The organism is uncultured Brachyspira sp. (assembly GCF_934747485.1).
Classification (GTDB): Bacteria; Spirochaetota; Brachyspiria; order Brachyspirales; family Brachyspiraceae; genus Brachyspira.
This window is the reverse complement of the sequence record NZ_CAKVGN010000012.1, coordinates 27634-53855: the sequence shown is the minus strand read 5'-3', so window position 1 is coordinate 53855 and position 26222 is coordinate 27634. Positions and strand designations below refer to the sequence as shown.

Annotated in this window: 25 protein-coding genes; 12 read left to right on the top strand and 13 right to left on the bottom strand. The window is 27.0% G+C overall.

The window, feature by feature from the left end:
- The first annotated feature begins 372 nt into the window (after positions 1-372).
- Positions 373-639, top strand: a complete 267-nt coding sequence (locus Q0H31_RS03790) for a hypothetical protein (protein WP_147731945.1) — start codon at positions 373-375, stop codon at positions 637-639.
- Between the two features lie 93 nt (positions 640-732).
- Here the strand turns inward: Q0H31_RS03790 and Q0H31_RS03785 are convergent, their stop codons facing one another.
- A complete protein-coding gene (locus tag Q0H31_RS03785; RefSeq protein WP_295295881.1) occupies positions 733-2256 on the bottom strand; it encodes a YifB family Mg chelatase-like AAA ATPase in 1524 nt (507 codons plus the stop codon).
- Positions 2257-2543: 287 nt separating this feature from the next.
- On the opposite strand from Q0H31_RS03785, the gene fabD reads away from it, so the two are divergent.
- On the top strand, positions 2544-3452 hold the full coding sequence (gene fabD, locus Q0H31_RS03780; RefSeq protein WP_147732026.1) for an ACP S-malonyltransferase: 909 nt from the start codon (positions 2544-2546) through the stop codon (positions 3450-3452).
- An 83-nt stretch (positions 3453-3535) separates the two neighbouring features.
- Here fabD and ahpC read toward each other — a convergent pair whose 3' ends face one another.
- Together ahpC and purH are read right to left on the bottom strand one after the other, a co-directional pair.
- On the bottom strand, positions 3536-4099 hold the full coding sequence (gene ahpC / locus Q0H31_RS03775) for an alkyl hydroperoxide reductase subunit C (RefSeq protein ID WP_295295880.1): 564 nt from the start codon (positions 4097-4099) through the stop codon (positions 3536-3538).
- A gap of 112 nt (positions 4100-4211) precedes the next feature.
- Positions 4212-5741: a bifunctional phosphoribosylaminoimidazolecarboxamide formyltransferase/IMP cyclohydrolase gene (gene purH, locus Q0H31_RS03770; protein ID WP_295295878.1), complete on the bottom strand. Its 1530-nt coding sequence runs from the start codon at positions 5739-5741 to the stop codon at positions 4212-4214.
- A gap of 147 nt (positions 5742-5888) precedes the next feature.
- Between purH and Q0H31_RS03765 the strand changes: the two genes are divergently transcribed.
- The 3 genes from Q0H31_RS03765 (at position 5889) to Q0H31_RS03755 (ending at position 8879) form a co-directional block, all read left to right on the top strand.
- Positions 5889-7214, top strand: coding sequence for an ATP/GTP-binding protein (locus Q0H31_RS03765; RefSeq protein ID WP_295295877.1), 1326 nt, complete (start codon positions 5889-5891; stop codon positions 7212-7214).
- Between the two features lie 4 nt (positions 7215-7218).
- Entirely contained in the window at positions 7219-7833 is a 615-nt protein-coding gene (locus Q0H31_RS03760; RefSeq protein WP_295295875.1) for a hypothetical protein, read from the top strand.
- A 134-nt stretch (positions 7834-7967) separates the two neighbouring features.
- Positions 7968-8879 (top strand): DUF4340 domain-containing protein, encoded by a 912-nt coding sequence (locus tag Q0H31_RS03755; RefSeq protein ID WP_295295874.1) that lies wholly within the window; start codon positions 7968-7970, stop codon positions 8877-8879.
- Here Q0H31_RS03755 and Q0H31_RS03750 read toward each other — a convergent pair.
- The 7 genes from Q0H31_RS03750 to Q0H31_RS03720 all read right to left on the bottom strand — a co-directional run bounded on the left by Q0H31_RS03750 (position 8876) and on the right by Q0H31_RS03720 (position 14718).
- Positions 8876-9646, bottom strand: a complete 771-nt coding sequence (locus Q0H31_RS03750; protein WP_295295872.1) for a hypothetical protein — start codon at positions 9644-9646, stop codon at positions 8876-8878. The genes Q0H31_RS03755 and Q0H31_RS03750 overlap by 4 nt on opposite strands.
- Before the next feature lie 58 nt (positions 9647-9704).
- Positions 9705-10940 carry a hypothetical protein gene (locus Q0H31_RS03745; protein ID WP_295295883.1) on the bottom strand — a complete coding sequence of 412 codons (1236 nt, stop codon included), beginning with the start codon at positions 10938-10940 and terminating at the stop codon, positions 9705-9707.
- 200 nt (positions 10941-11140) lie between these two features.
- The gene (locus Q0H31_RS03740) at positions 11141-11740 is read right to left on the bottom strand and encodes a hypothetical protein (protein ID WP_295295871.1); all 600 of its coding nucleotides are present in this window, start codon (positions 11738-11740) and stop codon (positions 11141-11143) included.
- Between the two features lie 50 nt (positions 11741-11790).
- The gene (locus tag Q0H31_RS03735; RefSeq protein ID WP_295295868.1) at positions 11791-12153 is read right to left on the bottom strand and encodes a YbaN family protein; all 363 of its coding nucleotides are present in this window, start codon (positions 12151-12153) and stop codon (positions 11791-11793) included.
- The gene (locus Q0H31_RS03730; RefSeq protein WP_295295866.1) at positions 12150-12551 is read right to left on the bottom strand and encodes a nitrous oxide-stimulated promoter family protein; all 402 of its coding nucleotides are present in this window, start codon (positions 12549-12551) and stop codon (positions 12150-12152) included. Before Q0H31_RS03730 ends, Q0H31_RS03735 begins: the two co-directional genes overlap by 4 nt.
- A 94-nt stretch (positions 12552-12645) precedes the next feature.
- Positions 12646-13950 (bottom strand): variable surface protein VspJ, encoded by a 1305-nt coding sequence (locus Q0H31_RS03725; RefSeq protein WP_295295864.1) that lies wholly within the window; start codon positions 13948-13950, stop codon positions 12646-12648.
- Between the two features lie 99 nt (positions 13951-14049).
- Positions 14050-14718, bottom strand: a complete 669-nt coding sequence (locus Q0H31_RS03720; protein WP_295295863.1) for a hypothetical protein — start codon at positions 14716-14718, stop codon at positions 14050-14052.
- A gap of 197 nt (positions 14719-14915) precedes the next feature.
- On the opposite strand from Q0H31_RS03720, the gene Q0H31_RS03715 reads away from it, so the two are divergent.
- Both Q0H31_RS03715 and tilS read left to right on the top strand, forming a co-directional pair.
- On the top strand, positions 14916-16505 hold the full coding sequence (locus Q0H31_RS03715; protein WP_295295861.1) for an arginine--tRNA ligase: 1590 nt from the start codon (positions 14916-14918) through the stop codon (positions 16503-16505).
- Between the two features lie 15 nt (positions 16506-16520).
- Entirely contained in the window at positions 16521-17882 is a 1362-nt protein-coding gene (gene tilS / locus Q0H31_RS03710) for a tRNA lysidine(34) synthetase TilS (RefSeq protein ID WP_295295860.1), read from the top strand.
- Here tilS and Q0H31_RS03705 read toward each other — a convergent pair.
- The gene (locus tag Q0H31_RS03705) at positions 17812-18075 is read right to left on the bottom strand and encodes a hypothetical protein (RefSeq protein ID WP_295295859.1); all 264 of its coding nucleotides are present in this window, start codon (positions 18073-18075) and stop codon (positions 17812-17814) included. The two genes, tilS and Q0H31_RS03705, sit on opposite strands and share 71 nt — an antisense overlap.
- A gap of 148 nt (positions 18076-18223) precedes the next feature.
- On the opposite strand from Q0H31_RS03705, the gene Q0H31_RS03700 reads away from it, so the two are divergent.
- Together Q0H31_RS03700 and Q0H31_RS03695 are read left to right on the top strand one after the other, a co-directional pair.
- Positions 18224-18742 carry a hypothetical protein gene (locus tag Q0H31_RS03700; protein ID WP_295295858.1) on the top strand — a complete coding sequence of 173 codons (519 nt, stop codon included), beginning with the start codon at positions 18224-18226 and terminating at the stop codon, positions 18740-18742.
- Between the two features lie 22 nt (positions 18743-18764).
- Entirely contained in the window at positions 18765-19379 is a 615-nt protein-coding gene (locus Q0H31_RS03695) for a hypothetical protein (protein WP_295295856.1), read from the top strand.
- Positions 19380-19453: 74 nt separating this feature from the next.
- On the opposite strand, the gene Q0H31_RS03690 is transcribed toward Q0H31_RS03695, so the two are convergent.
- Positions 19454-20863 (bottom strand): VWA domain-containing protein, encoded by a 1410-nt coding sequence (locus Q0H31_RS03690; RefSeq protein ID WP_295295854.1) that lies wholly within the window; start codon positions 20861-20863, stop codon positions 19454-19456.
- Positions 20850-22415: an AAA family ATPase gene (locus Q0H31_RS03685; RefSeq protein ID WP_295295852.1), complete on the bottom strand. Its 1566-nt coding sequence runs from the start codon at positions 22413-22415 to the stop codon at positions 20850-20852. Before Q0H31_RS03685 ends, Q0H31_RS03690 begins: the two co-directional genes overlap by 14 nt.
- Positions 22416-22628: 213 nt before the next feature.
- Between Q0H31_RS03685 and Q0H31_RS03680 the strand changes: the two genes are divergently transcribed.
- The 3 genes from Q0H31_RS03680 to rsmG are packed head-to-tail and all read left to right on the top strand — an operon-like array spanning position 22629 to position 25952.
- Positions 22629-24566, top strand: coding sequence for a tetratricopeptide repeat protein (locus tag Q0H31_RS03680; protein ID WP_295295851.1), 1938 nt, complete (start codon positions 22629-22631; stop codon positions 24564-24566).
- A gap of 32 nt (positions 24567-24598) precedes the next feature.
- The gene (locus Q0H31_RS03675; RefSeq protein ID WP_295295850.1) at positions 24599-25321 is read left to right on the top strand and encodes a hypothetical protein; all 723 of its coding nucleotides are present in this window, start codon (positions 24599-24601) and stop codon (positions 25319-25321) included.
- Position 25322: 1 nt separating this feature from the next.
- The gene (gene rsmG / locus Q0H31_RS03670) at positions 25323-25952 is read left to right on the top strand and encodes a 16S rRNA (guanine(527)-N(7))-methyltransferase RsmG (RefSeq protein ID WP_295295849.1); all 630 of its coding nucleotides are present in this window, start codon (positions 25323-25325) and stop codon (positions 25950-25952) included.
- The last annotated feature ends 270 nt before the right edge of the window (positions 25953-26222 follow it).

The following is a 26222-nucleotide window of genomic DNA, read 5'->3' as shown; positions in this document are numbered from 1 at the left end:
ATCGCATCGCATCGCATCGCATCGCATCGCATCGCATCGCATCGCATCGCATCGCATCGCATCGCATCGCATCGCATATAAACTAAATTCTGCTTCTATTAATACATTATCATATTTAAATAAAATATCGGCAATATTCTCATTGCATTTGTTTTTATCAATTTTTGGCGGCAATAAACATTGTCAGTTAATCATTCATAATAGCATCATAAAAACATTATTAATATCATCATTAAGGAGATTTCTATGTTAAATAATTTGAATAAAAAAATTATTAAAATTGTTGTCAGCATTTTTTTGTTAGCTTTAATTTCAATAAGCTGTGAATCGAAACAAGATCCTACAAAACAAGATCCTATTACTTTCAGACCTATGGATTTAGTTGGCACATGGTATAGTACAGATGGAAAAGCTGATAGTTTTACTATAACATACGAAGGCTATATGACTTTAAATGATGGGTCTCAATCTAAAACCATTCCAATAGAAAACTGGAGATATACTATGAGTAATGAAGTTACTTCCTATGAGCTGTTTTCGGGTATAGTACGTTTTTATTTCAAAAGTTCTAGTGAATGTGAGGTTATTATTAGTACTGCAAGCGGAGAATCACGAGGGTATTTCAGAAAAGCAGTATAATATATATTTTTACTGTATCTTATATGCGGTTATTTTATTATTAACTGCATATAAAAAATTTAAAATTCTTCGTTAAAAAGAAAAATAATAACATTAATTAAGATTAAATCTATACTGCAAAGCTTCTGTTATATGCGATATTTCTATTACTTCTTTATTTTCTATATCAGCTATAGTTCTTGCTACTTTCAATATTTTATTGTAGCTTCTTGCACTCATTGAAAATTTTTGCATAGCCATATTCAGCATATTTTTAGCTTTGCTGTCTAATATGCAAAACTTTTCAATATCTTTTATTCCCATAGATGAGTTTGAAAATATTTTAACTCCATTTTCTCTAAAGCGTTTTTCTTGTATCTTTCTTGCATCAGTAACTATTTTACGCATAGAAGAAGAACTCTCTCCATCTGCTTTTGAAATCATTTTATCATAATCTACTCCTCGTACCTCTATTGATATATCTATTCTGTCAAGTATAGGTCCTGAAAGTTTAGCAATATATTTTTTTCTTGCATTTTCAGAGCATCTGCAAATATGTTTTTCATCTCCATAATAACCGCATGGGCAAGGGTTCATAGCAGCAATTAAAGTAAAATTAGCAGGAAAAGAAATGCTTCCATTAGCCCTGCTTATAGTGATAGTTTTCTCTTCCATTGGCTCTCTTAAAGTTTGAAGTGCTGAGCTTTGAAACTCTACAAACTCATCAAGAAACAATACTCCATTATGAGCCAAAGTAATTTCTCCTGCTTTTATATTTCTTCCTCCTCCTACTAAACTAACATAAGAAGAAGTATGATGAGGTATTCTAAAAGGGCGTTTTTTTACTATCGGCATATTTTTTGACAGCAGTCCGTATGATGAATATATTTTTGTTACTTCAATAGCCTCTTCAAAAGTGAGCGGAGGAAGTATTGTAGGTATTCTTTTTGCTATTAAAGTTTTACCGCAGCCAGGGGACCCTATCATTATAAAGTTATGCCCGCCAGCAGCAGCTATCATCGCAGCACGTTTTGCATATTCCTGACCCTTTACTTCAGAAAAATCTACTGTCTCATTATTATCTGCAGTAAAATTAAAATTGCCTTTGGATATTATAGCTTCTTTTTTGCCTTCAGAAACATCCATTGCTTCTTTTAATGTTTTTACAGGGTATAAATTAAGTCCTTCAATAATATTAGCTTCTTCCATATTATTAAAAGGTATAATAGCATTTTTTATTCCTAACTCTTTAGCATTCAAAAGCATTGAAAATATTCCCTTTACTTCTCTCACACTTCCGTCTAATGCTAATTCACCAAGTATTATGGTGTTATTCATAAAATCAGAAAAAAATAATTGTGCACTCGATGAAAGTATACCCAAAGCAAATGGCAAATCATACATGCTTCCTGTTTTTTTTATGTCTGCCGGAGCTAAATTTATAGTTATTCTCTTTGGAGGGAAAAATCTGTCGCTATTGTTTATTGCAGCTATTACCCTCTCTTTTGCCTCATTAACTGCTTGGTCTGGCAGCCCTACCACATCAAACTTAGGCAAGCCTTCGGATATATTTACTTCTATAGTTATTGGTATCCCTTCTATACCATAAAGAGCTTCTGAATAGATTTTTGTATGCATAAAACATTACTCCGATTAATTTTTTATGCAATATAGTTAAACAAAATTTTTATAATTTTAAGCCTAATTTTTTATAAAAAACTAATTAACTTTTTTTAAATAATCTTATAACTAATTTAATATTTTCAATCAGCATTGCTTACAATAAAAAACTCACTTGATAAAAGTTTGATTTATTGTTAATATCTTGAATATAATTGATATGATTTTATAAATGTTTATGTGTATTATAAATATTTGTGAATAAACAAAGTTTAAATAAATTTAAAAAAAGGAGAATAATACTTATGTCAATAGCTTTTTTATTTCCGGGACAAGGTTCTCAAACTGTTGGAATGGGTAAATCTTTATACGATAATGTAGCAGAGTCTAAGGCTATATTTGATAAAGCTGCTAATATTTTAGATGATGTAGATATTAAGGCATTATGTTTTGAAGGAACTGAAGAGGATTTAAAGAAAACAGAAAACACTCAGCCTGCTTTGGTTACTGTTGGTATGGCTGTTTATGAGGCTTTAAAAGCTAAAGGAATAAAGGGAGACTATTTTGCAGGACATAGTTTAGGAGAGATTACTGCACTTTCTGCTGCCGGATACATCTCTTTTGAAGATGCTGTAAAGATTGCAAGAACAAGAGGACTTCTTATGGCAAAAGCCGGTGCCGATGCTCCTTATGGTATGGCTGCTGTGCTTGGTTTGGATTATGACACCGTTTCTAAATGCATGCCTGAAAGCAAAGAAGTAGTTGCTGCTAACTATAACTTAAAAGACCAAATTGTTATATCTGGTTTACTTAGTGCTATAGAAACTGTTACTCCTAAACTTCAAGAGGCTGGTGCTAAAAGGGTTATGCCTTTAAAAGTTTCTGGTGCTTTCCACTCACCTTTTATGAAGCCTGCCGCTGATGAACTTAAAAAATTCTTGGATAATGTTCAATTTAATAATAGCGGTAATAAAGTTTTATCTAATGTTACGGCAGATGTGCACAACTTCGATAATATAAAAGACAACCTTTACAAACAAATGTTCTCTACTGTAAGATGGTATGATAGTATGATTAATCTTCAAAGCAAAGGAGTTAATAAAATATATGAATGCGGACCCGGTAAGGTTTTAGTTGGTATGTCTAAAAAGATAGCTCCTGAAATAGAGGCTGTTTGCGTATTTGATAATGACTCTCTAAACTCAGTACAATAAAAAATAATTTTTTTAATATTTATAAAAATAAAAAGGAGGCTTTTTGAGCCTCCTTTTTAACTATATTTTAAATGTTTAACTAATTAGATTTTTCCAACTAAATCAATTCCTGGTTTTAAAGTTTTAGCACCTGGCTTCCATTTAGCAGGACAAACTTCGCCGCCATGCTCAGCTACATATTGAGCAGCTTGTACTTTACGAACTAATTCATTAGCATCTCTACCAATGCCCATATCATGTACTTCATAAGCTTTAATTAAACCTTCAGGGTTTACAATAAAGCTTCCGCGTAAATCTTGTCCAGCTTCTTCTACAAATACTTCAAAGAATCTTCCTAATAATCCTGTTGGGTCTCCAAGCATAGTGTATTTTAAATTTTTAATAGTTGCTGAAGCATCTGCCCAAGCTTTGTGTACAAAATGTGTATCTGCAGATACTGAATAAACTTCACAATTAATTTTTTTAAGTTCATCATAAACAGTACCTAAATCTTCTAATTCTGTAGGACATACAAAAGTAAAGTCTGCAGGATAGAAGAAAAATACACTCCATTTACCTAATACATCTTTTGTAGTAACTTCTTTAAACTCTCCATTTTGATAAGCATCAACCTTGAAATCTATAAGTTTTTTATTGATTAAACTCATTATAAACTCCTTTTTATTTATGTTTGTATACTCTAACAATACAATAAATAATAAATTTTGTCAAGTAAAAAACTGTACAAATTAGTAAAAATTCCTAAAAAATATGTATTTTTTAATGCTTAAAATGTCTTATGCCAGTAAACACCATAGCAATGCCATGTTCATTACAAGCATCAATGGACTCTTGGTCTCTCATAGAGCCTCCTGGCTGAATTATAGCTTTTATATTATACTTAGCACAAGCGTCCACTACATCTCTAAATGGGAAGAAAGCATCAGATGCCATCACAACTCCGTCACCAGCACGCTCCAAAGCATCTTCACAAGCCCATATTCTATTAGTTTGTCCGCTTCCTATACCCTTAGCCATAAAGTTTTTTATAACCACTATAGCATTTGATTTAGCATATTTTACAACCTTCATTCCGAATATTAAATTCTTCATCTCTTCTTCTGTAGGCTTTTTTTCTGTTACAACCTTATAATCTTCCATTAAAATAGTGTCTTCATCTTGAACAAGCAATCCCCCATCAACTTTAACAAGATTGATTTTATCATTAGTGTTAGTTTTGTATTTTATAACCCTTAAATTCTTTTTAGTTTTTAATACTTCCAAAGCTTCTGGAGTAAAGTCTTTAGCAATAACAATTTCTAAGAATATTTTTATAAGTTCTTTTGCTGTATTCTCATCTACAGTGCTGTTAAATGCCACAATTCCACCAAATATAGAAGTAGGGTCGCATTCATAAGTTCTATTATAAGCCTCTAATACACTGCCTCCCAAAGCAGCACCGCAAGGAGTAGAGTGTTTTATAGCAGAGCATGCATATTCTTTTTTAGATTCATCAAACTCCAACACTATTTTTAAAGCTATATCCATATCTCTAATGTTGTTAAATGAAAGCTCTTTTCCGTTTAACTGTTCATAATCTTTCATAGAGCCTTTATCTGTAGTTGCTACATAATAGCTTGCACCTTGATGAGGATTTTCCCCGTATCTTAATTTTTCTTTTAATGCATAAGACATATTCAAATAATTAAGTTTTTTGTCTTCTTTGTTTTCTAATGAATTAAACATAAACTCAGACACTGCAGCATCATAAGCAGAAGTTAAATTAAATACTTTAGAAGCTAAATATTTTTTTGTTTCAAAACTAACTTCTCCTTTTTCCATTTCACTTTTTACCAAATCATAATCTTTTACATCGCTTATAACAACAACATCTTTAAAAGACTTGGCAGCAGAACGAAGCATAGTAGGTCCGCCTATATCAATAAACTCTATCTTCTCTTCAAATTTTAAACTCTCATCTTGAACCTTTTCAAAGAAAGGATAAAGATTAACTATAACCATATCAATAGGAGTTATTCCTCTCTCTTTAATAGTTTCCATATGAACAGGATTATCTCTTATAGCGAGTATTGCACCATGTATTTTTGGGTCTAAAGTTTTTACTCTTCCATCAAGCATCTCTTTAGCCCCTGTAACTTCAGCAACCTCTATTACAGGCACATTATTCTCTTTTAAATATTTATAAGTTCCGCCTGTAGAAACAATTTCCACATTCTTTGAAGTTAGAAACTTAGCAAAATCTAATATCCCGTCTTTATAAAATACAGATATTAACGCCCTTTTAATCATAAACAATCTCCATAAAATATAGTTTTTTGATGAAGACATTATAATATAAATAGTGCTATTGTAAAGAGTAATTAATATTCAAGGTTGATTTTTATTAAATTTATGATAAAATGTAATAAAAATTAAAAAAATAAAGGCTAACATATAATGTTTACTTATGTAAAACTTAAAAATTATAAATCATTAATTGATTTTGAAGTAGATTTAACATCATCAAAAAATAATCCTAAAAAAATGATTATAATTTACGGCGAAAATGGAGCTGGTAAGACAAATTTTATAAATGCATTTTTTACTTTATTTGACACATTAAATACTAAAATATATAAAACAGCTATAGATAAATTTATGTTAGAAAATTCTGATGATAAAAAAAATAAAAAAGAATTAGATTTCTTTTTTAATAAAGTATTAAAGGATAATTTCAAAAATTTAGATACTATAATAGAAAAAAATAAAACTATTGGTTCCAAAGATAATATGATTTTAGAATTTGGTTTTAAACTAAATGGTAAAAACGGAGTATATTATATTGAAACTGATAATGAAAATATTGTTAAAGAAAAATTAGAATATGTTTTAGACAAAAATAAAACTAAATATTTTGAATTATCTAATAAAGATAATTATATAAATCCATCATTATTTAAATCTGATAAATATTTAAATGAAATAAAAGATTTAAAAGATAAATTTTGGGGTAAGCATTCTTTTTTATCTATTCTATTATTTGAACAAGAAGATAAATCAAAAAAATATATGTCAAAAAATATAAATAATAATATATTTGAGGTTATTAAATATTTTTTATCAATGTCTATTTATATAAAAAATGAAAGTAATATAGAAAAAGGAAAAATAAGTGTAGATAAAAAATTTATTTCTATTATGGATAATGGTTCCATCAAAATAAATGAAGAAGAAAAACTTAATCATACAGAAAAAATATTAAATAACTTTTTTACTTCTATATATAGTGATATAAAAAAAGTATATTATAAAAAAGAAAGAAAAGATAATGAATTTTATTATAATTTATTTATAAAAAAACAAATATACGGAAAAATTATAGATATAGACTTTAAATTAGAATCAACAGGAACACAAAAATTACTCAGATTATTTCCATTAATATTATCATCTATGAAAAAAAATAATATAGTAGCAATAGATGAATTAGATAGTGGTATACATGATATTTTAACTGCATCAATACTAAAATCACTATTTAGTGATATTAAAGGACAATTTATATTAACAACTCATAATACAACTATTTTAGAGTCAGATATAAAAAAAGAATGTATATATATATTTAATATAGACAGTGAAGGAAAAAAAATACTAGTTCCTATAACAGAATATGATAAAGAACATCCAAATATAAACTTTAGAAAAAGATATTTAAAAGGAATATACTATGGAATTCCAATTGTTTCTGATATAGATTTTAAAGATATATTGGAGGAATAACTATATGTCCTATAAAGGAAATTATCTTAAAGCTATAGTTATTGTTCATGGTAAATCTGAATTACAAATGTGTGATTTTATAAAAAGAAAGTTAAAACTAAAAATTGATATAGTATCAAAAAACAAAGGTGGCAATTCTATACAAATATCAAGTATAATGAAAAGATTAAAAGGTAAAGATATTGATACATTAGATAATTTTAAAAATACATATAAAGATGATTTGGAAATTAAAGATAATGAAATAATAATAGATAAAGATTTTAAAATATTTATAATAATGGATACAGATGACTGCAAAAATAATGAAGAAAAAAATAATTTCATAAATAAAAATATGTTCAAAAATTATTGGGGTTATAAATATATACTACCAATATATAATATTACAAACTTAGAAGATGTATTAATTAAAGCTAAAATTATTGATAAAAATACTATAAAAAATAAAAAAGATAAGAAAAATTATATAAAGATATTTCCAATTACCAAACAAGATATAGAAAGTGATGTTAAGCAGATAGAAGAATTTTATCAAAAACTTTTAAAAGTAAAAAACATTTCAAATATGCATGAATTTATTAAATTTTGTTTAGATAACAGATATATTCATAAATAATTTAAATAGCATCGTAAAAGTCAATATTTCAACATTCACACAAACATGATATTACATTCGTTAATACTTTACAATTTTTTTTATTTCTATATAATAATTTTTTAATTACAAATAAAATTATGGAGAATAATTTGATGGCAAACTTTCAAAAGAAATATATAATACTCTCTTCTATAGTGGTAGTTCTAACAGTAATTTTAATACTCACAATTACATTAAAAAATAAAGGCTATTCTTTGCCTCAATTTAAAGCTATAAATACTCAATTAAGCGAAATCACTATTACAAGAAACGGCAACGAAACTATTACAATAAAATTTAATGATAATAAATGGATAATAAATGATAAATATAATGCTAATATTAATGCAGTAGAATCAATAACAAATGCATTTAATAATATACAGCCTGTAGAATTATTATCCAGAGGAAATACTGAAATATTAGATAAATACAGCCTCACAGATAATGAAGCTTTAATTGTAAAAGCAAAAGACTCTTCATCTAAAGAAGTTAGAAATATAAGATTCGGCATGAAAGCTAATTTTGGAAACTTAGTATATGCACAAATTAATAATGACAAAAATGTTTATTTGATTGGAAACACACCTATTAACCCTAAAGATATATTTGATAAAACAGAAGATGATTTAATAAATAAAACCATATCATCTGTAAAAATTGATGATATAAATAAAATAACTATATCATACAATAACAATTCATACACTATAGAAAAAACTGATTCTACAAATTGGACTAAAACTTGGAATAGCAAAAATGTTAATCAAGAAGATATATATACTTCTCTATATTCTACTGCTAATCTTGAAGCAGACGGGCTTATAAAAGACAATGCTCAAAAATCTAATTTATTATATAAAATAGAAATATATTTATCAGATAATAAAACTGTAAATTATAATATATATTCTAAAACAGATAATTATGAAATAGAATTGGTAAATGATAATAACAGATATTATTTATTAGAATCTAATTTTCAAAATTTAGAAGAAAAAATAAATGATATAATAAAAAATTAAATATCATCATCTAATGCAGCATTAGTAACAAAATCTCTATTTAGGAAATATAGTGATATTAATATTTTAAAATAAGTATCAAAGAAATATAGTATTATCATAGATAAAAAATAGTATAACACTCCTTCCCTTGTATCCATTGGAGCAGAAGGGAAAGTAATTACTAAAGCATTTTGAAACAATACTATAAAAGCAAGCATAGATAAAGATTTAAAAAACTTAGGCTTTACCAAAGAAAAAGAATATCTAATAGCATCTATTCCCCAAGTATGCCTTAAAGCACATATGTTTGTTGTAAACATAAATAAAATCATAAGCACTAAACCGGGAAATACAAAGAAAGAAAGCCCAAAAAAGTATATAATTATTGTGATAATGGAAGTTATTAATATTGGAATTATCATTTGAAAAGTTTTAACTATTGCAAAAGAAGCCGTTCTAATTTTATCATAAATTAATCCCTCTACTAATAATGAAATTGATACTGTAGCAATGATATCCAAAAACCAAGATAAGAACAAATTAATATAAAAACCCTCATTAACCTCATTTTGAAACCAATCAAGAATATCTTTAGGCGTTTGCATCTTTGCAGGGTCAAACATAGAAGGAGGAAAATATATAGTTGTAATAATAATCGGCATCGCACATAAAAAGCCTACCAACAAAAAATTAACAAAATTATGTCTAAAAAGTGAAAATGATAAAGTAAATAAATCCACTACTTCAAAATCTTTTTTTTCTAATGCCTTTCTTAATGATAGCATAATAATCCTTAAATAAAATAATACTACATTATATATTATAACAAATTAAATACAATTTTTATTCTAAGCCGTATATTTTAAAAAACTCACTCAATATGGTATGCATTATTATTCTTTTTTTGTCATAATCCAAATTACGTGTAAGCTCTATGCCGTATGCTTCTATTCCCTTTTCTGCCGCATAATATGTGATAGTTGTAGGCATTGGATAATACATTTGTTTGAACTTAAATTTCATAGGCTCTATTCTTGAATTAATATTATCAAGAACCTTTTTAACATTATCATCTAATTTTCTGCTGTCATATATAATAGAATCTCCAAAAAACTCTTTAAAACCATTACCTTCATGAAGCGTAAGTACAACATCTATATCATATTCATCAAGCATATCCATATACTTTTGTGCTAATTTATCCGTATCTGTTCTATTAATCTTCTTATCAAAAAATCTGTTATTAATATCTTGTCCTTCTATTGCACGAGTATTGAGTCTATAAGCCTCAGGCACAGCTATAGGTATTATTGTTAAGCTTCCTCTTTTTATAGGCATATTGAGCCTCTCTATTGCTACATCAGTACCAACTCTCTCGCTTCCATGCGGAACTATTAAAAATACATTAGGTCCTTTTTTAGGATGAACTATTCTATATATTGTAGTTTCATTTTTGCTGCCTTCTAATATATTAAAGTTATATCTCTCTATACCCTCATTTAAATGGTCATTCATCTCTATTTCTAATTGCCTTGAAACATTTTCTAATAAACTTTTCTCATTTGCATTAATATTATAAGGACCGTTCATAGATGAGTTTATTAATGCTTTGTTAAAAGGCTCTAAATAATATGATATGCCTAATGACTCAGTAAGCTCTATTCTCACAGCATTATCATGGCTTAATATTGTAAGATTATTATCATAAGAAATGACAGCAAATGATTTCCCTTTAAAGCTATATGATTTATTATCCTTGTTTATAGTAATTTTTACTTCATCATTATGTTTGCTTTTTATGTATATATAGCCAAAATCGAGAGTGAATTTATTATCTTTAAATGTTAGTTTAGACTCAGGCATTAATATTATGGATTTCTCTCCGTTATCTATAACCATATATGAAGATTCTTTTGTAGATATTGAAAAATAATCATCAGGAAAACTTTTTTTTATATCTATATCAGAATGCTCTTTATTTACAATAACAGAAGCTTCTCCCTGTCTTGATATCACCTTAAAATTATTAGCAAAAACTGAATTGATAGTGATAAAAAGTATTATAATTACATATTTTATTTTTTTCATTTATCATACGCCAACTTTTAATTTAGTCTATCTTTTTTATTGTCGTTTAAAAACAAAAATGCTTTAAATAAAAACTTCTTTGCTTGATAGATAAAATAATTACTTTTTTATAGATTTGTTTATTTTTATAATAAAAGTTATTTTTTATAAAAAAAATATAATGCAATATAATATAAATAAAATTTTATATACTAAAAATAATACCTTGCCCCTATACTCATTCTTCCAAAGCCAGCTTTATTTATTTTTTCAGGATACCCAAGCTCTTTACCATTTACCACCATATGAAGACCTCCCCCGAACTCTAAGAGTATACCAACATGCTTACTTACATTTATATTAAAACCAGCTCCGCCACCAACCTCACAATAATAAGGCTCGCTAAATAAAAACTTTCCGCTCTTATCAGAATCAAAAAAAAATCCAAAACTTCCAAAAGCAAACCCATATCTTGATATGCTTATGCTCCCTTTATATTCGTCATCTTCTCCAAATGTAAACTTTTGCATAATGCCTAATTGATACATTTGCGGATTATCATCATATATTTTTGAACCTACAACAGAAGTATAGCTTTTTATCTGAAAATGACTGTACTTCATTAACTTAAAACCAAATTCTATATTAACAGATGTTTTTATTGAATCTGCACTGCTGAATAAACCTATAGAAAAAAATCTATTATCAAGCACAGACTGAAAACCTTTTTTTTCATTATTTTCTTCTGAGTATAATTCATTACAAAATAAGGATAAAAATATAATATTTATTACAAGTATATATTTTACCATCAATTATTTCTCCCAAACAAAATTAAAGTATTTTTGTGTATGTATTTTTATTATTCTTTTATTGTTTTTATTTGTGTGAAAAAATATAAATATTTGCCTATAAACAATACAACTAACAAAATTCTTGCATGCAAATTATTAACAAATATAAATGTAATTATAAGCATACAGCTAACAGGAAGAAGTATTGTTAATTTAGATTTTAAAGTCATAGCCCTTGAATTAACAAAACTCTCTAAATGTTTTTTATATAGTTTTGTAGACATAAACCAATCATGAAATTTTTTAGAACCCTTAGCAAAAAAGAATGATGCTAATAACAAAAAAGGTGTTGTAGGAAGTATAGGCACAACTATACCGATAGCTCCTATAGCCACACATATAAATCCTAAAACTATTAATAATGTTTTCATATAATCCCCTTAAAATCTACTCTTTTATTTTTTATAAAATTATGCCTTATCATAACAAATACATGTTTTAATGCTATTATGGGGTGATATATCAGCATTATTTTTCCAGAAAAAGACATAATTTGTTTTACTTTATTTTTTATATTTGTTTTATAACATTGCTTTGGGCAGGCACTGCAAAAAGTTTTAGTTTCTATAAATCTGCATTTGTCTGTTCTTTCTGTTGAGTAATTGTATATTTCTTCGCACTCTTTGCATATTGGCTTACTTCCAAATGTTTTACAGCAAATTTTTTGATAATCTTTATGATGATGTTTACAATAAAGATTAATCATATAAAACATTACTCTTTTTTCATTTTCTCTTTTTTTATATAATTTGTCTTTTTTATAGCACATTTTTATAAATCTTTTTTATATATTGGGCATCTTTTTTAGACACCCAATATATTATCCAAAAATCAATATATTATAATAATAAGTTCAAAACTCATTAAAATTTCCAAGTTATACCAGTACTTCCATTGAATGCAAGTCCATTGTCAGCACTGTTTCCTATACCGTCAACAGTAGTAGCTCCTCCAATTTGTGCCTCAAAATACCATTCCAAATTAGGCATAGGGTTAATGTATAATTCTCCATACACTAAATAACCCACAGAATAGAATATAGGAGGTATTCTCACCGGTTTAGCACTGCTTGCATAAGCATTAATTCCTCCAGTAATCATAGAGAATGATACAGCAGGCTCTAAATAAAGTGTTATCAAATCACTTTCAGCAGTAAAACCAACAGGAACAGACACACCTACAAATTGAGGCTTAGTTATATAATATTCTGTGCCTCCTATCTCTATAGAAGCTCCTTCCCCTGTAAAAGCTATGTTGTGAGCAGTAAAATCATAATAAGGAGCCATAGCAAAACCTGTATTACCCAATTCAAAAGCACCTATAGGATTTGAAGCATCTATATTGTAAAGTCCAAATTCTGCAGCCCCCTCTTTAGCATCCATTCCCGGAGGTGTAACTGTATATGAAGTTCCTTTAAAATCTGCTATAGAACCTTGATATATTACTCTTATTTGAGGCTCTATCAATATAGGGTCGGTTGCCGCTATAAAATATCCTCTAATGTCAACACCTATTGATTGTCCTACAGTATCTTTAGTAAATCCATATTGACCATTTTCTCCTATTGTACCCATACCCATAGGCAATGTTCCTCCTCCTGTTAAAGTACCGCTTCTGCTTGCATTTGCTTTTAATTTATACATTCCATATTTAAGATTAACTCTTATTCTGCTGAAAATATTATTGCCTGTATAGTATTCTATTCTTGTATCTGTTGAAACAGCCATATCCCCATCATTAACGCTTCCGCTTCCTATACCTATAGTAACAGGCACATTAATTCTTAAATTCTGATTGAGAAAAGTAGCCGTTAGTATAGGAGTGTGTGCCTGCCAACTCCCGCTAACATATTTAAATTGATAACCAGCACCAATAGCAAAACTCTCTGTTTTATAGCCAAATCCAGCTAAAGCCGCAGGTCTAAAAGTGCTTATTCCGCCCTTGCTTCCATTGTCCAAATTATCTAACAAAACTCCAGCAGTCTCGCCATTCACCCCCACAACAAAACGTAAATTATCAGTACCCGCTAATACTCCAAACCTGTCAAGCCTTACCCTTAATTGATTCTCATCAACCAAAAAATCATTAAAATCCTCTACAACTGTGTAGCTAAATACACTATAAGCATTTATTATTAAAGCCGTTAAAATAATATATAAACGTCTCATATTTTTATCCTTTATTATGTTTGTTTATTATTCTTTTTGTATTTATTAATAGATACATATATTTAATATTTTCATTTAAACCGCTTGAACTGATATTTTTTATAAAGGTTTCTTTTTGGTTTTATTTCTCTCTATAGCCTCCTTTAATAATATCCCGTCTTGGTATACACTTCTGCTCATATCAATATATTTTTGATAATTTTTATCATCTTTTATTTTGAAATAATATTGTGATAACCATACATAGGATAAATATGTTTGGTATTTTTCTTTAGAGTTGTTTAAAGCTCTATTAAAATATTCAAATGCTTTTTTATCACTTCCTCCGGCTATGGCTGGAGCATGCATATAGCCTATAGCTGTTCCAAGAAGTGCAAAAAAGTTGCTATTGTCAATTTTTAAAATGTTTTGATATATTTCCTTAGATTTTTTACCATAAGAAATTTTATCAGGAAGTGATGAATAATATACAATATAATTCATTAACTCTGATATGCTTATTAAATAATCAATATCTTTTGATGTGCTGTAATCTTTGCTTTCATCTATTGCCTTTTTTAAATAATCATATTTCTCTTTATCGCTTGATATACTTTTTGAAGTTATTAAATAATATATATTTTTATAAGTTTGTGAGCCATTTGCTTTTAATAAACTAATATCATAGTTTTTTGAAGAGTAGTAATTATTATAAAAATTATTTATTTCTTTTGAATTATAGCCATATATTATATTTGTGATAATAGCGATTAATACTATATATTTCATAGCTTTTTCCTTTTTTATGTTAGCTAATACTTAAATATTGTTAGTGTATTCTAACATTTAAAAAAAATATGTCAATATTATACTACAAATATTAACAATATTTAATTATTTAAATACATTAAAATATATACTTGCAGAACTTCTAAACTTTGATATACTATAAAAGCTATTTTCTAAATATTTTTTGTGGAGAGGGTATGCTTAAAAGAATAGTATCAGACATAATAAAACAAGCTTTATGCAATTATTTAAAAGACACAGATATAGAGAACATAGATTCTTATATAGATATAGGGTACACTGTAGATGAGAAATTTGGTGATTATGCTTCACCTGTAGCTATGAGGCTTGCAAAACTTCTTAAGAAAAATCCTTTTGATATAGCTAATGATATTGCAAAACTAATAGATAAAAAATATTTTGACAATGTTGAGGTTGCAAGGCCAGGATTTATAAATTTAACATTATCAAAAGATTATATAAATGAATGTGTAAACAAATTATTAGAAGATGATGATTACGGCAAGAACTCTGCAGAAGATAAGAAAAAAATATTAGTTGAATATGTTAGTGCTAATCCTACAGGACCTCTTCATATTGGTCATGGAAGATGGGCTGCTATTGGAAGTGCTTTATCTAATATACTTAAATATGTGGGTCATGAAGTTTATCAAGAGTTTTATGTTAATGATGCGGGAGAGCAGATAACAAAGCTTAATGAGAGTGTTAATGCTGTAAAAGAAGGAAGAGAGATTCCTGAAGATGGTTATCATGGTGCCTATATTAAAGATATTGCTAAGATGGACGGAGTTCCAAAGGATATAATATTAGAACAGCAAAGAAAGCTATTAGAGAGATTTCGCACATACATGGACAATTATGCCTCTGAATTAAAAATAAGAGAGGGCGGCGAGTTAGAAAAGACTATGGATTATTTAAATGAAAAGGGGCTTTTATTTGAAGAGGATAATGCTGTTTGGTTTAGAAGCACTAAATACGGCGATGATAAAGACAGAGTTGTTAAAAAAAGCAATGGTTCATACACTTATTTTGCACCAGACATTACATATCACAAAAACAAAATAGACAGAGGATATAAATATTTAATAGATATATTAGGTGCTGACCATCATGGTTATGTGCCGAGGATTACTGCTGCTGTGAGGGCGGTTAGCGATGATACTGCTGATTTAAAAGTTATACTTGGGCAGTTGGTTCGTTTATACAGAGGAAATGAGCTTGTGAGAATGAGCAAGAGAACTGGGGACATGATTAGTCTTGAAGAGGTTATTGATGAGATTGGTGTTGACCCTACAAGATATTTCCTTCTTATGCGTTCATATTCTAGTTCATTAGATTTTGATTTGGAGCTTGCAAAAAAGAAAGATAATGATAACCCTGTTTATTATGTTCAATATGCTTATGCGAGAGTTTGTAATATTTTCTTCAAATTAGAAGAGAAAAATATGAAGTATGATTATAATAAAAAATTTGATGTTAATAAAATATCTAATGAAAGCACTTTAAAACTTGCTAAAATGATATTAAGATTTCCTGATGAGATTTATGAGTCTGCTAAGTCTTTAGAGGTTTATACTTTATTAAATTATACTTACGATGTTGCTTCTGCTTTGCATAAGTTCTATTATGACAATATTGTATTAGAAGAAAATGATGATATAAGACAGGAAAGACTTACTTTAATAAGAGCTGTTAAAAAGATTCTTGGCATATGTTTTGACATTATAGGCATCACAAAAATAGAAAGAATGTATGACAACAATTAAAATAAGCCAAAAAATATGTTAAAAGAAGTAGAGCAATTTTTATTAGAAACTATAAAAGAAGATGAAGAAAATAATAAAAAAAATATTAATGTTTCTGATAAAGAAAAAAAAATAACTTTTGCTGTAGCATATTCCGGCGGTATTGATTCACAGGTACTTTTAAATATAGCATACAAACTTAAAGATAAACTCAATTATAATCTTATAGCAATTCATGTTAATTATAATTTAAGAGGTGAAGAGTCCATTGGCGATGAAATGTTTGCAAGGGATACTGCCAAAAATTATAATATAGATATTTACGTAAAACATATAGAGAAAGGAAGCTACAACAATAAAAATACTCAATTAGAGGCAAGAAAAGATAGATATTCATTTTTCAAAGAGCTTTATAATAAAAAAATATATGATTATTTGCTTATAGCACACAATAAAGATGATTTAACAGAAACAATAATTTATAGAATGATTAAAGGAAGTGGCACAAACATTTATAAAGCATTAAGCAAAAAAAGAAAATATGTATTAAGACCAATATTAAACTTCTACAGAAAAGATATTGAAAATTACGCCAAAGAAAATAATCTCTCTCACAGAGAAGATTCATCAAACAAAACAAATAAATATTCAAGAAACAAATTAAGAAATGTTATTATACCAATGCTCGAAGAGATAAACTTACAAGCAAAAAATAATATAATAAAGTTTGCCTATAGAGTTTATGAAGAGTCAAATATACTAAGAAAAAAAGTTAATAAAACATATAAAAAAATAGAAATTAGCAGAAATAAAATAAATATAAAAAACATTAAAAATAAACTCTTATTAAAAAAAATAATTATAAAGTTTCTTTTTAAAAACAATATTGAGATAACAGAAAAAAGGCTATTAGAAATATTAAAAATAATTTATTCAAAAAAACCAAATATAGTTTTAAGGCTTGATAATTATAATTTAGCAAAAAGTTATTGTTTATTAGAAATTGTAAAAACTAATAATATCAATACAGATTCAATTACAGTTTATAATGACGGAGTTTACAATTTTGCTGGTAAAACTATAAATATAAAAACAGTTTTAAATAAAGATATTGATTATAAAAAAAATATATACATAAAAAAAACTTTCCCTATTGTTATACGAAAAAGAAAGGAAGGCGATTTTTTATATAGCTATCCGAATGGGGATAAAAAATATTTGAGAAAGATTTTAATAGATTTAAAAGTTCCTTTTAAAGATAGAGATTTAATTCCTATAATAGAATCAGAAAACGAAATAGCTGCAATATATTTAAATCCTTATGGAATTAATAGAGTTTCAAAAAATTATGCACTAAAAAACAACGATGATTATGCATTAGAAATAGATTTTTTTTAATATATTTGAGAATTAATATAAAAAATGCTTGACAAAGTGTATAAATATGGTATGCTTCAAGCACTATGAATATTATGTTTAGTTTAGAAAATATAAATCGCATCGCATCGCATCGCATCGCATCGCATCGCATCGCATCGCATCGCATCGCATCGCATCGCATAAATATTCTATAATAAAAAATTATCTTCAAAAAAATATCAATTATAAATATCTAAAAATATTTATACACATCTATGCCTTTTCTTTCGGCATTGCAATAATAAATTTTTTTAAAATATTAAGCTATCATATTAGCTTTTTATTTAATATTAATAATTTTTTTTAAAAGGAGAAAAAAAATGAAAAAACTTTTAAAAGCGGCTTTAGTTTTAATGGCTTTAGCTTTAATGTCAGTTGCTTGTACAAAAGCAAAAACAATGGGTATAGTAGGTGCTTACTATGGCGGCAGCTTAAAAATGACAGTTGGATCAGATGGAAGGGCTTATATTGAAAAGAAAGATCCTACTATTACTCAAGAAAATCTTACTTCTGAAGAATATGTAATGTATCGTTATTTTTATTTTAACGGCGGAAATTTAATGCCTTGGGATTTAACTGCTGAAAAAACTACTTTAAGCTATACTTCAAAAATACAAGTAAATGTTAATCAGGGTTCAGCTTCAACGCAAGAACCAAAATATGTTGATGTTGAAGTTAAATTTGATTTTACTAAAGAGAAAGAAAATTATAAATGTGTAGTAAGTACTTCATTGCCTGAAGAAGTAAAAACTCTTTTAAATACCCAATTAACAGCTCTTAAAAAAGCTGAAGTAGGTAATGATATAAAAATAGAATTAACAAAACCTATAACTAAATAATTATAAAAAGGAGTAAATAGAAATGAAAAAAATATTAAAATTAACTTTAGTATTAAGCATTTTTGCTGTATTAACTATATCTTGTCAAAAAATAAAAACTTACGGCTTGGTAGGTACTTATAAAACTGATGACGGCAAATTTATAATGAAAGTTAGTCAAGAAGGAAACGCTTCTATATCTTTAGCAAATAGTAGTGAAGATGTAACAAAATTAACAGCTTCTCAAAGAGCTTTTGTTAAATCTTTAATTACTAGTAGATATGATAGTTCAGATAGATTAAATGATTACTCATCAGGTAATGATTTTACTTTAGAGCCTTGGGATTTAACAGAAGAAAAAGCAGCTCAAACTTTTGAAGTAAAGGTAAAAGCAGCAAGTGGTATTAATTTTGATCCTTCTAATCCATATAATTCAACTGCAAATGCTTATGAAGATGTTGCTTATAAAGCTGAGTTTACTAAAGATAAAGAAACATATACTTGTAAAGTTACTATTAGCATACCTGATGCTGTAAAAAACATAAATAATAAATATTTACCTTATGGTGGTGGTAGTGGTGGTGGACAAAATACTCCTCAAGATAAATCTGCTGGATATCAAATAGATAATGGCGGAGAGATGACTTTCAAAAAATAATCTTTTCTCCTAAATAAAGCACACTTTAAAAAAACGGCTTCATATTAGTTGGGGCCGTTTTTTTATTATAAAAATTAACTAATTTCTTTTATTCCGCTTTCTATATCGAATACCCAATGCCTATTAAAAACTTTTTTATAAGAATATCCAAAAGGAAACTTGCCTATGGATACAGCAAAAAAATTGTTTACATCTTTTCGCTGCTTCAAACATATATCAACCAAATATTGAGGCATATCTTCCATTATAAAATCTGATATCACAAGTACATCATTATTATTATATTTTTTCATTATTCTATTTGCTTCATATAGAGCCTTGTATATATCAGAGCCTCCATAGTAGCTAAGTTTTAAAAATTTTATAAGTTCATCTACGCCGCTACTATTATTAAACTTATATGTGTATATTTCTGTGCTGAAGTTAATAAGATAAGAATTTCTATTTTCTGATATAGCTTTCATTAATATTTTGAACATTATAGATTTAGCAATATATTCGTTTACACCTTTCATAGAACCGCTTGTGTCTATGCATATAATCATATCACCTTTGCCGTCTTTATGGCCTGATACGGTTTTGTTTTTATCTAACTCATCAAATGCATAATAACTTTTGTCAAAGCACATAATTCTATTTTCTATATATTTTAGCTTAAACAACTTTTCTGCTTCATCATTGCAAAGAAGTGAAAGCTCCTCTGGAATAATGTTTTCTATATCTTTAGAAAAATAAATTCCAGATATCTCATCTTTAGAATCAATCTTTTTGTTTGTGTATGAATAATTATTTTTTAATTCTATGTTTTTTGTTAGTTTTTCTATATCTATTTTTTTGCCTATAGCGTCTATTATTTTATCTATATAATTATTTTTATCAATATTCTCTATAAACTTAACCCATCTCTCTAATAAAGAAATATCTTCTTCTTTTAATTCCCCAACTCTAAAATCCCATAACACACCTGTTTTTATTCTAAGTATATTAGACATATATCTTAATCTCTTTAATAATTTAATCCAAGATTCTATATCATTAATAAACTTATATCTTTTTTCTTTGATAGCATTTATAGTCCATTCATCATTTTTTTTATTATAAACTTCATTCCAATTTGATATTATATTTTTATTTATAGCCTTTAAATTAATGTTATTATTTTCTAATTTATCAAGCCAAAATTTTGTGTCTATATCAAGAGAGTTAAACATATTCAAATTATTTATTATATCTTTTTTACTAATATCTTTTTTATCTAACTCTTTTTTAGCTATTTCTAATTCTCTTTTATTTTCTATATATGGATTATTGCTATATATATAATCATTTAAATCTTTTTTCCATTTTTCAATTTTTGTATGCAGTTCTTTTTCTATTTTTTCATCTTTATTAAATGAGCCGTAAAACACCCCTCTCGCCATTTTCTCTGTTTTTTTTATTTCTTCTTTGTAAGAATTGTTAGTAATATCATCAAATTGTTTCATTATTTTCTATTTCGCTCTTTAATTTTTCAACGTTTAATTTTTCGCTTTCGAGATTTGCTATATAATCATCAAATATCTCTCTAAAAAAATTAAACTCTTCATCAGACATAAATATATTTCTTGAGATTTCAAAATTATTTTTAATGTTGTAAATAATATTATCAATATTTAATAATAATTCATTTAGAATATTTATATATTTTTCTTTCTTTTCTTTTTCTATCTTTTTGGCATTTAATCTTTTAATATGATACTCAGCCTCAAATTCAAACAACACTTCATAATTTTTTGAAAGTCTGTTTGATAATAAACCATTTGTTTTTACTGCAGAGTTTATTTCAACAACGCATTTATCAGTACAAAAAAAATTGCATCTAAACTTTTTTGTTTGATTTCTGCTAATGTCTAATGGGTAAAAATATCCGTTTTTTTGTAATTGTTTTATTGGTATATAAATAATAGTTTCTGCTTTATTATTATATTCGTCCATAACAACATCAAAACTTTTTGCTATATAATGTTTATCATCAATATTTTCTGTATCATAAACTTTTTCTAAGTAAAAACATTCATTATTTATTTTTATATTTTCAAAATTATTTTTCCATTCATCTATTAAATCATTAAAATTATAATATTTTTTAATAGCGTTTTCAGTAATCTTTTTTACAGCCTCAATATGCTCTTCTCTGCTCCACAAACAATTATAAATTATAAAGCAATCATAAATATCAACTTCTTCTTTACCGCTTAAATAAGCCGACAGCTTTAATAAATATGCTATATGCTGCCATCTTCTGTCTGATACATATATATTAATATTATCTTCATTAAACTTATCTAAAGAAAGCTTTATATAATGAATAATATCAATAACAGTTTTTGAAAGTTTAACTTCATTAGCATTTTTTCTAATTTCTAACCATTCATCTGTTGATATTTTTAAGTTATCATCTATATCTACAAAAGAAGATAGTTCAGTGTTTTGAAGTATTTTTTCAAAATTATCTTTAGTTTTGATATTTTTTATATTTAACCGCATGATAAATCTATCATACAATGCTTCAAGACCTTGACCTTCCGGAGGAGTTTCATTGCTTGCTGAGATTAATGCTTTTAATGGAACTTTTATTTCATTAACTCCATTTTTAAATATTCTTTCATTTATTATAGTAAGAAGCGTATTTAGTATTGCAGGGCTGCTTTTCCAAATTTCATCTAAAAAAGCAAAGTCAGCATCTGGCAAATAGCCTTCAATTTTTCTTACATACCTATCATTTTTTAACTCTTCCAAACTAATAGGTCCGAATATATCTTCTGGGGTGCTGAATCTTTGCATCAAATATCCAAAGTATTTTGAATCTTTAAAAGCATACGATATTCTTTTTGCTATAAAGCTTTTGGCAGTTCCCGGAGGACCATATAAAAATATAGGCTTTCCTGCTATGGCACTTAATAGAGTTAATGCTACAATATTTTCTCTCTCATAAAGCCCATTAGAAAGTAATTTTATAATATTTTCTACTCTTTTTGATATATCAATATTTTTCATAAAACTCTCTCTCTTATAAAGTATATCATAGCTAAATTATTATTTAAAGTAATTATATTTAATAATGCTTAATTTACTTTTATATGTTTTTTTGATATAATTAAAAAAAAGTTAAATAAATAATTTTACAAAAATAGTTATCTTATGCTTTTTTATATAATTGACGAATATGTATTAATTAATAAAAAAATAATAAACCTACGCGGGGTAAACATGTGTAAATACATATTGCTAATACTTATAATTGGGTTGAATGCCCTTAATGCACAAACTTCTTCAACTAATGATTATACTTCTACAAACACTTATAGTGAAAACGGATATATTAGAAATGAAGAAGAGGCAAGGGCGGCATATAGTTTTGCTCTATACTATAAAGAAAAAGCATTAGCAAGCGGGGTGCGTAATCAAGAGAGCATTAATAATTTAGAAAATGCAAAAGTGATATTAAAAGAGGTATTAAAATATATACAAGATGATGATATATATATTTCTCTTGCTGAAACTCATGAGGCTTTAGGTGAAATTGATGAAAGCATAAAGATATATGATTTTCTTGTATTAAATAATTCTCAAAATGTAGATATATTAATTAAAGCAGCTGAGAGAAACATATTTTTTGTAGGGAATTTAAAAAAGGCAAAGTATTATCTTGAAAATGCATATGAAATAGACCAAAATTACAATGACACTTTAATATTATTAGGGTTTATTAATTTTAATGAAAGAGAGTTTCAAAATGCTGTTTATTATTTTGACAAGGTAAACACTTCAAAGCCTGCAAGTAAAAATTATCTGCAGTATTATAATTTTTATTATGGAATGTGTAATTTTTATCTAAGCAGATTTCAAAATGCAATAGATAGACTAAACAAACTTAATTATAATTCTTTGTCTGTTACAGATAGGCAAGATGCAGAATTTGCTGTAATAAAAAGTTATCAAGCCTTAGAAAACTATGATGAAGCATATAATAAAAGCTTAGAAAACCCTAATGCTTCTGTTTTGAGTGCCTATTTAAGTTTTATGGCAGATAAATATAATGAAGAATTATTTTCACAAATCAATAATAGTGTAACTATACCTCAAGTATTATCTGTTATTATAGAAGCTAAAAATAATGGATACAGCAATGCTTTAAATATTATAGAAACAGATATAGACAGGTCAAAAATAGATTTAGATATAATTCAAACATACTATAAACTTGTAAATGAAGTAGGAAGCAAGGAAGAAAAAATAAAAGCAGAGATGGATATTATTAGTTTTTATTTAATGCTTGGCAATATAGATGCTTTGCCTAAACATATAGAAAATATCATTAATTATGACAGCAAAAATGAAAAACTCTACACATTATATTTACAAGCTGCTTTGAAATTTGAAGAGCAAAATAATAAAGAAGCTGCAAAAGAAATGCTTTATAAATATGCTTCATTAAAAAAAGGCAATATAGCAGAAAATGAATTAGTTTCTTTTGTTATGACTTCTGCAGATATAGGAGAATATAACTTTGCTATAGAAAATATTGAAAAGTTTGAAAAAGAAAAAGACTATTACAGCTATTTGAAATCTTATGTATATTATTTAAATAATGATTTTGATAATGCTAATAACTTTTTAAATAAAGATTTAGAGATTTTTAAGAGAAATAAAAATCTTAATACTAATGATTATAGATTAAATATACCTTATGTTACAGCAATTTCTGTTTCTAATACTAATTCTATTATGGAATATGCTAATTTCAAATATTCTATAAATAAAGATTCTGCTGAGGGCTTAAATAGCTTAGCTTGGGCTTTGATATATTTAAATATTGATATAGATAAGGGAATATCGCTTGCTAAAGATGCTGTAAAAATAGAGCCTAAATCTCCTCATTATATAGACACCTTAGGTTTTGGATATTATTTAAAAGGCAATTATGATGAGTCTTTAAAATTATTATTAAAAGCAGCATTTTATGCCGATGAAACATCTAAGGCTGAAATTTATTCACATTTGGCAGATGTTTATTATGCTAAAAAAGATTTTAACAATGCATTAAAATATTATAGAAAATCAATCTCTTCAATTTACAAGGACAATAGTTTTGATTCAAAGAGAATAGAAGAGAGAATATCATCAATAGAAAATAATAAACAATAACTAAAAAAACAAAATAAGAGAGGTTAGAGATAATGATAAAAAAAAGGATAGTTTATATATTTTTATTTATATTTTCTGTAGGTACAGTGTTTGCTCAAAATGAACAGGAAGTGATGAAAGAGGCTTTTGATAAGTTTTCTAAATCTCCGTTTACTTCGCTTTATTCATCTGGCGGAGCTTTTTACAGCGGAGATGATTTAGACCAAATGCCTATGATAGTTAATTATTATAAAAATGAAAATAATAATAAATATATGACAGCATTAGACGGGCTTTTGGGAGGAGTGATAATGGACGCTAAAGTTATTAATAATGAACTTACATTATACACACAAGATTCTCAGGAAACTATTAAAAGAAACTTTAATACGTTTGCATTAGAAGCTCCTATTATGCGTTTTCCAAAGCTTTATGCTGATATATTAGATTATAAATTTATAGATTTAAACAAAAAAATAATAAGCAGCAATATCACATTGGGAAAAAATTGGCATACTTTAAAAATTGGCTACAATGACAGAGTTGATACTATAGTTTTTTCTGCCTCTACTTTCCGCGTAAGAAGTTTTTCTACTTCATTTATGGATAATGTTGTTAATGTTGAATTAGGCTCTTATACTACAGTTAATAATATACCATACCCAAAAGAGTTTATTATGAAGAGTAAAACTGACAAAAGAGAAATCCGCTATAATGTTACCAATGTTTCTGCTGGCAATAATGCTAAAAATGCAGCTAAAAAATTAGGCTGGTAATATGATTTATGATGATTTGTGTATTGAATTAGATGGATTATCTCTATTTAAAGATGATGATAATGATTTAAAAAAAAGAAAGATAATAGATTATGCATCTTTAGCCATGGATTATAATAAAAATATAAATATAACAGGGGCTAAAGATATTCAGACTTTTTTAGATGAGCATATTCTTGATTCTCTTTTGGCTTTAGATATATTTAGAGATTATGATAATATTATAGATGTTGGAAGCGGGGCAGGACTTCCTTCTATACCGCTTGCGATAATGTATAATGATAAAAAGTTTACATTATGTGAATCTAAAAATAAAAAGTCAGATTTTCTGCTTATAGCGAAAGAAAAATTGCATCTAACCAACGTAAATGTTGTATCAAAAAATGTATATGAATTAAAAGAGAAATATGATACTGTTACATCAAGGGCATTTTCTGATATAAAAACTCTCATTAGAATATTTAAAAAAATAAAAACCAAAAATGCCTCTCTAATAGCATATAAGGGTAAACTTCAAACAATAGAAGAAGAGCTTAAAGAGATTAACGATATACATAAATATGATGTTAATATAGTGAAGTTAGCTTCAAAGGAAAAAGAAAGACATTTAGTGATAATAAGAGAAAAATAATTTATATTGATTTTTTTCTTGTTCTTTTTCCCGCCTTACACGGTGTGGACTTCGTCAAAGAACCAAAAAGTGCAAGTACTATAACTTTGTATGTTTGGAATATGTATAAACTTATATTGTAATACCAACATCTTAAGCTAAAAAATGCAGTTCTTCGCGAAGCGTATCCGAAGGATATAAGGTTCTTTTATATCAATAAAAGAAGTGGGGGGTGTGTACCCTTACGGGCACGCTTCGCAGGGGGCAAAGCCACCACAAATAAAAAACTTA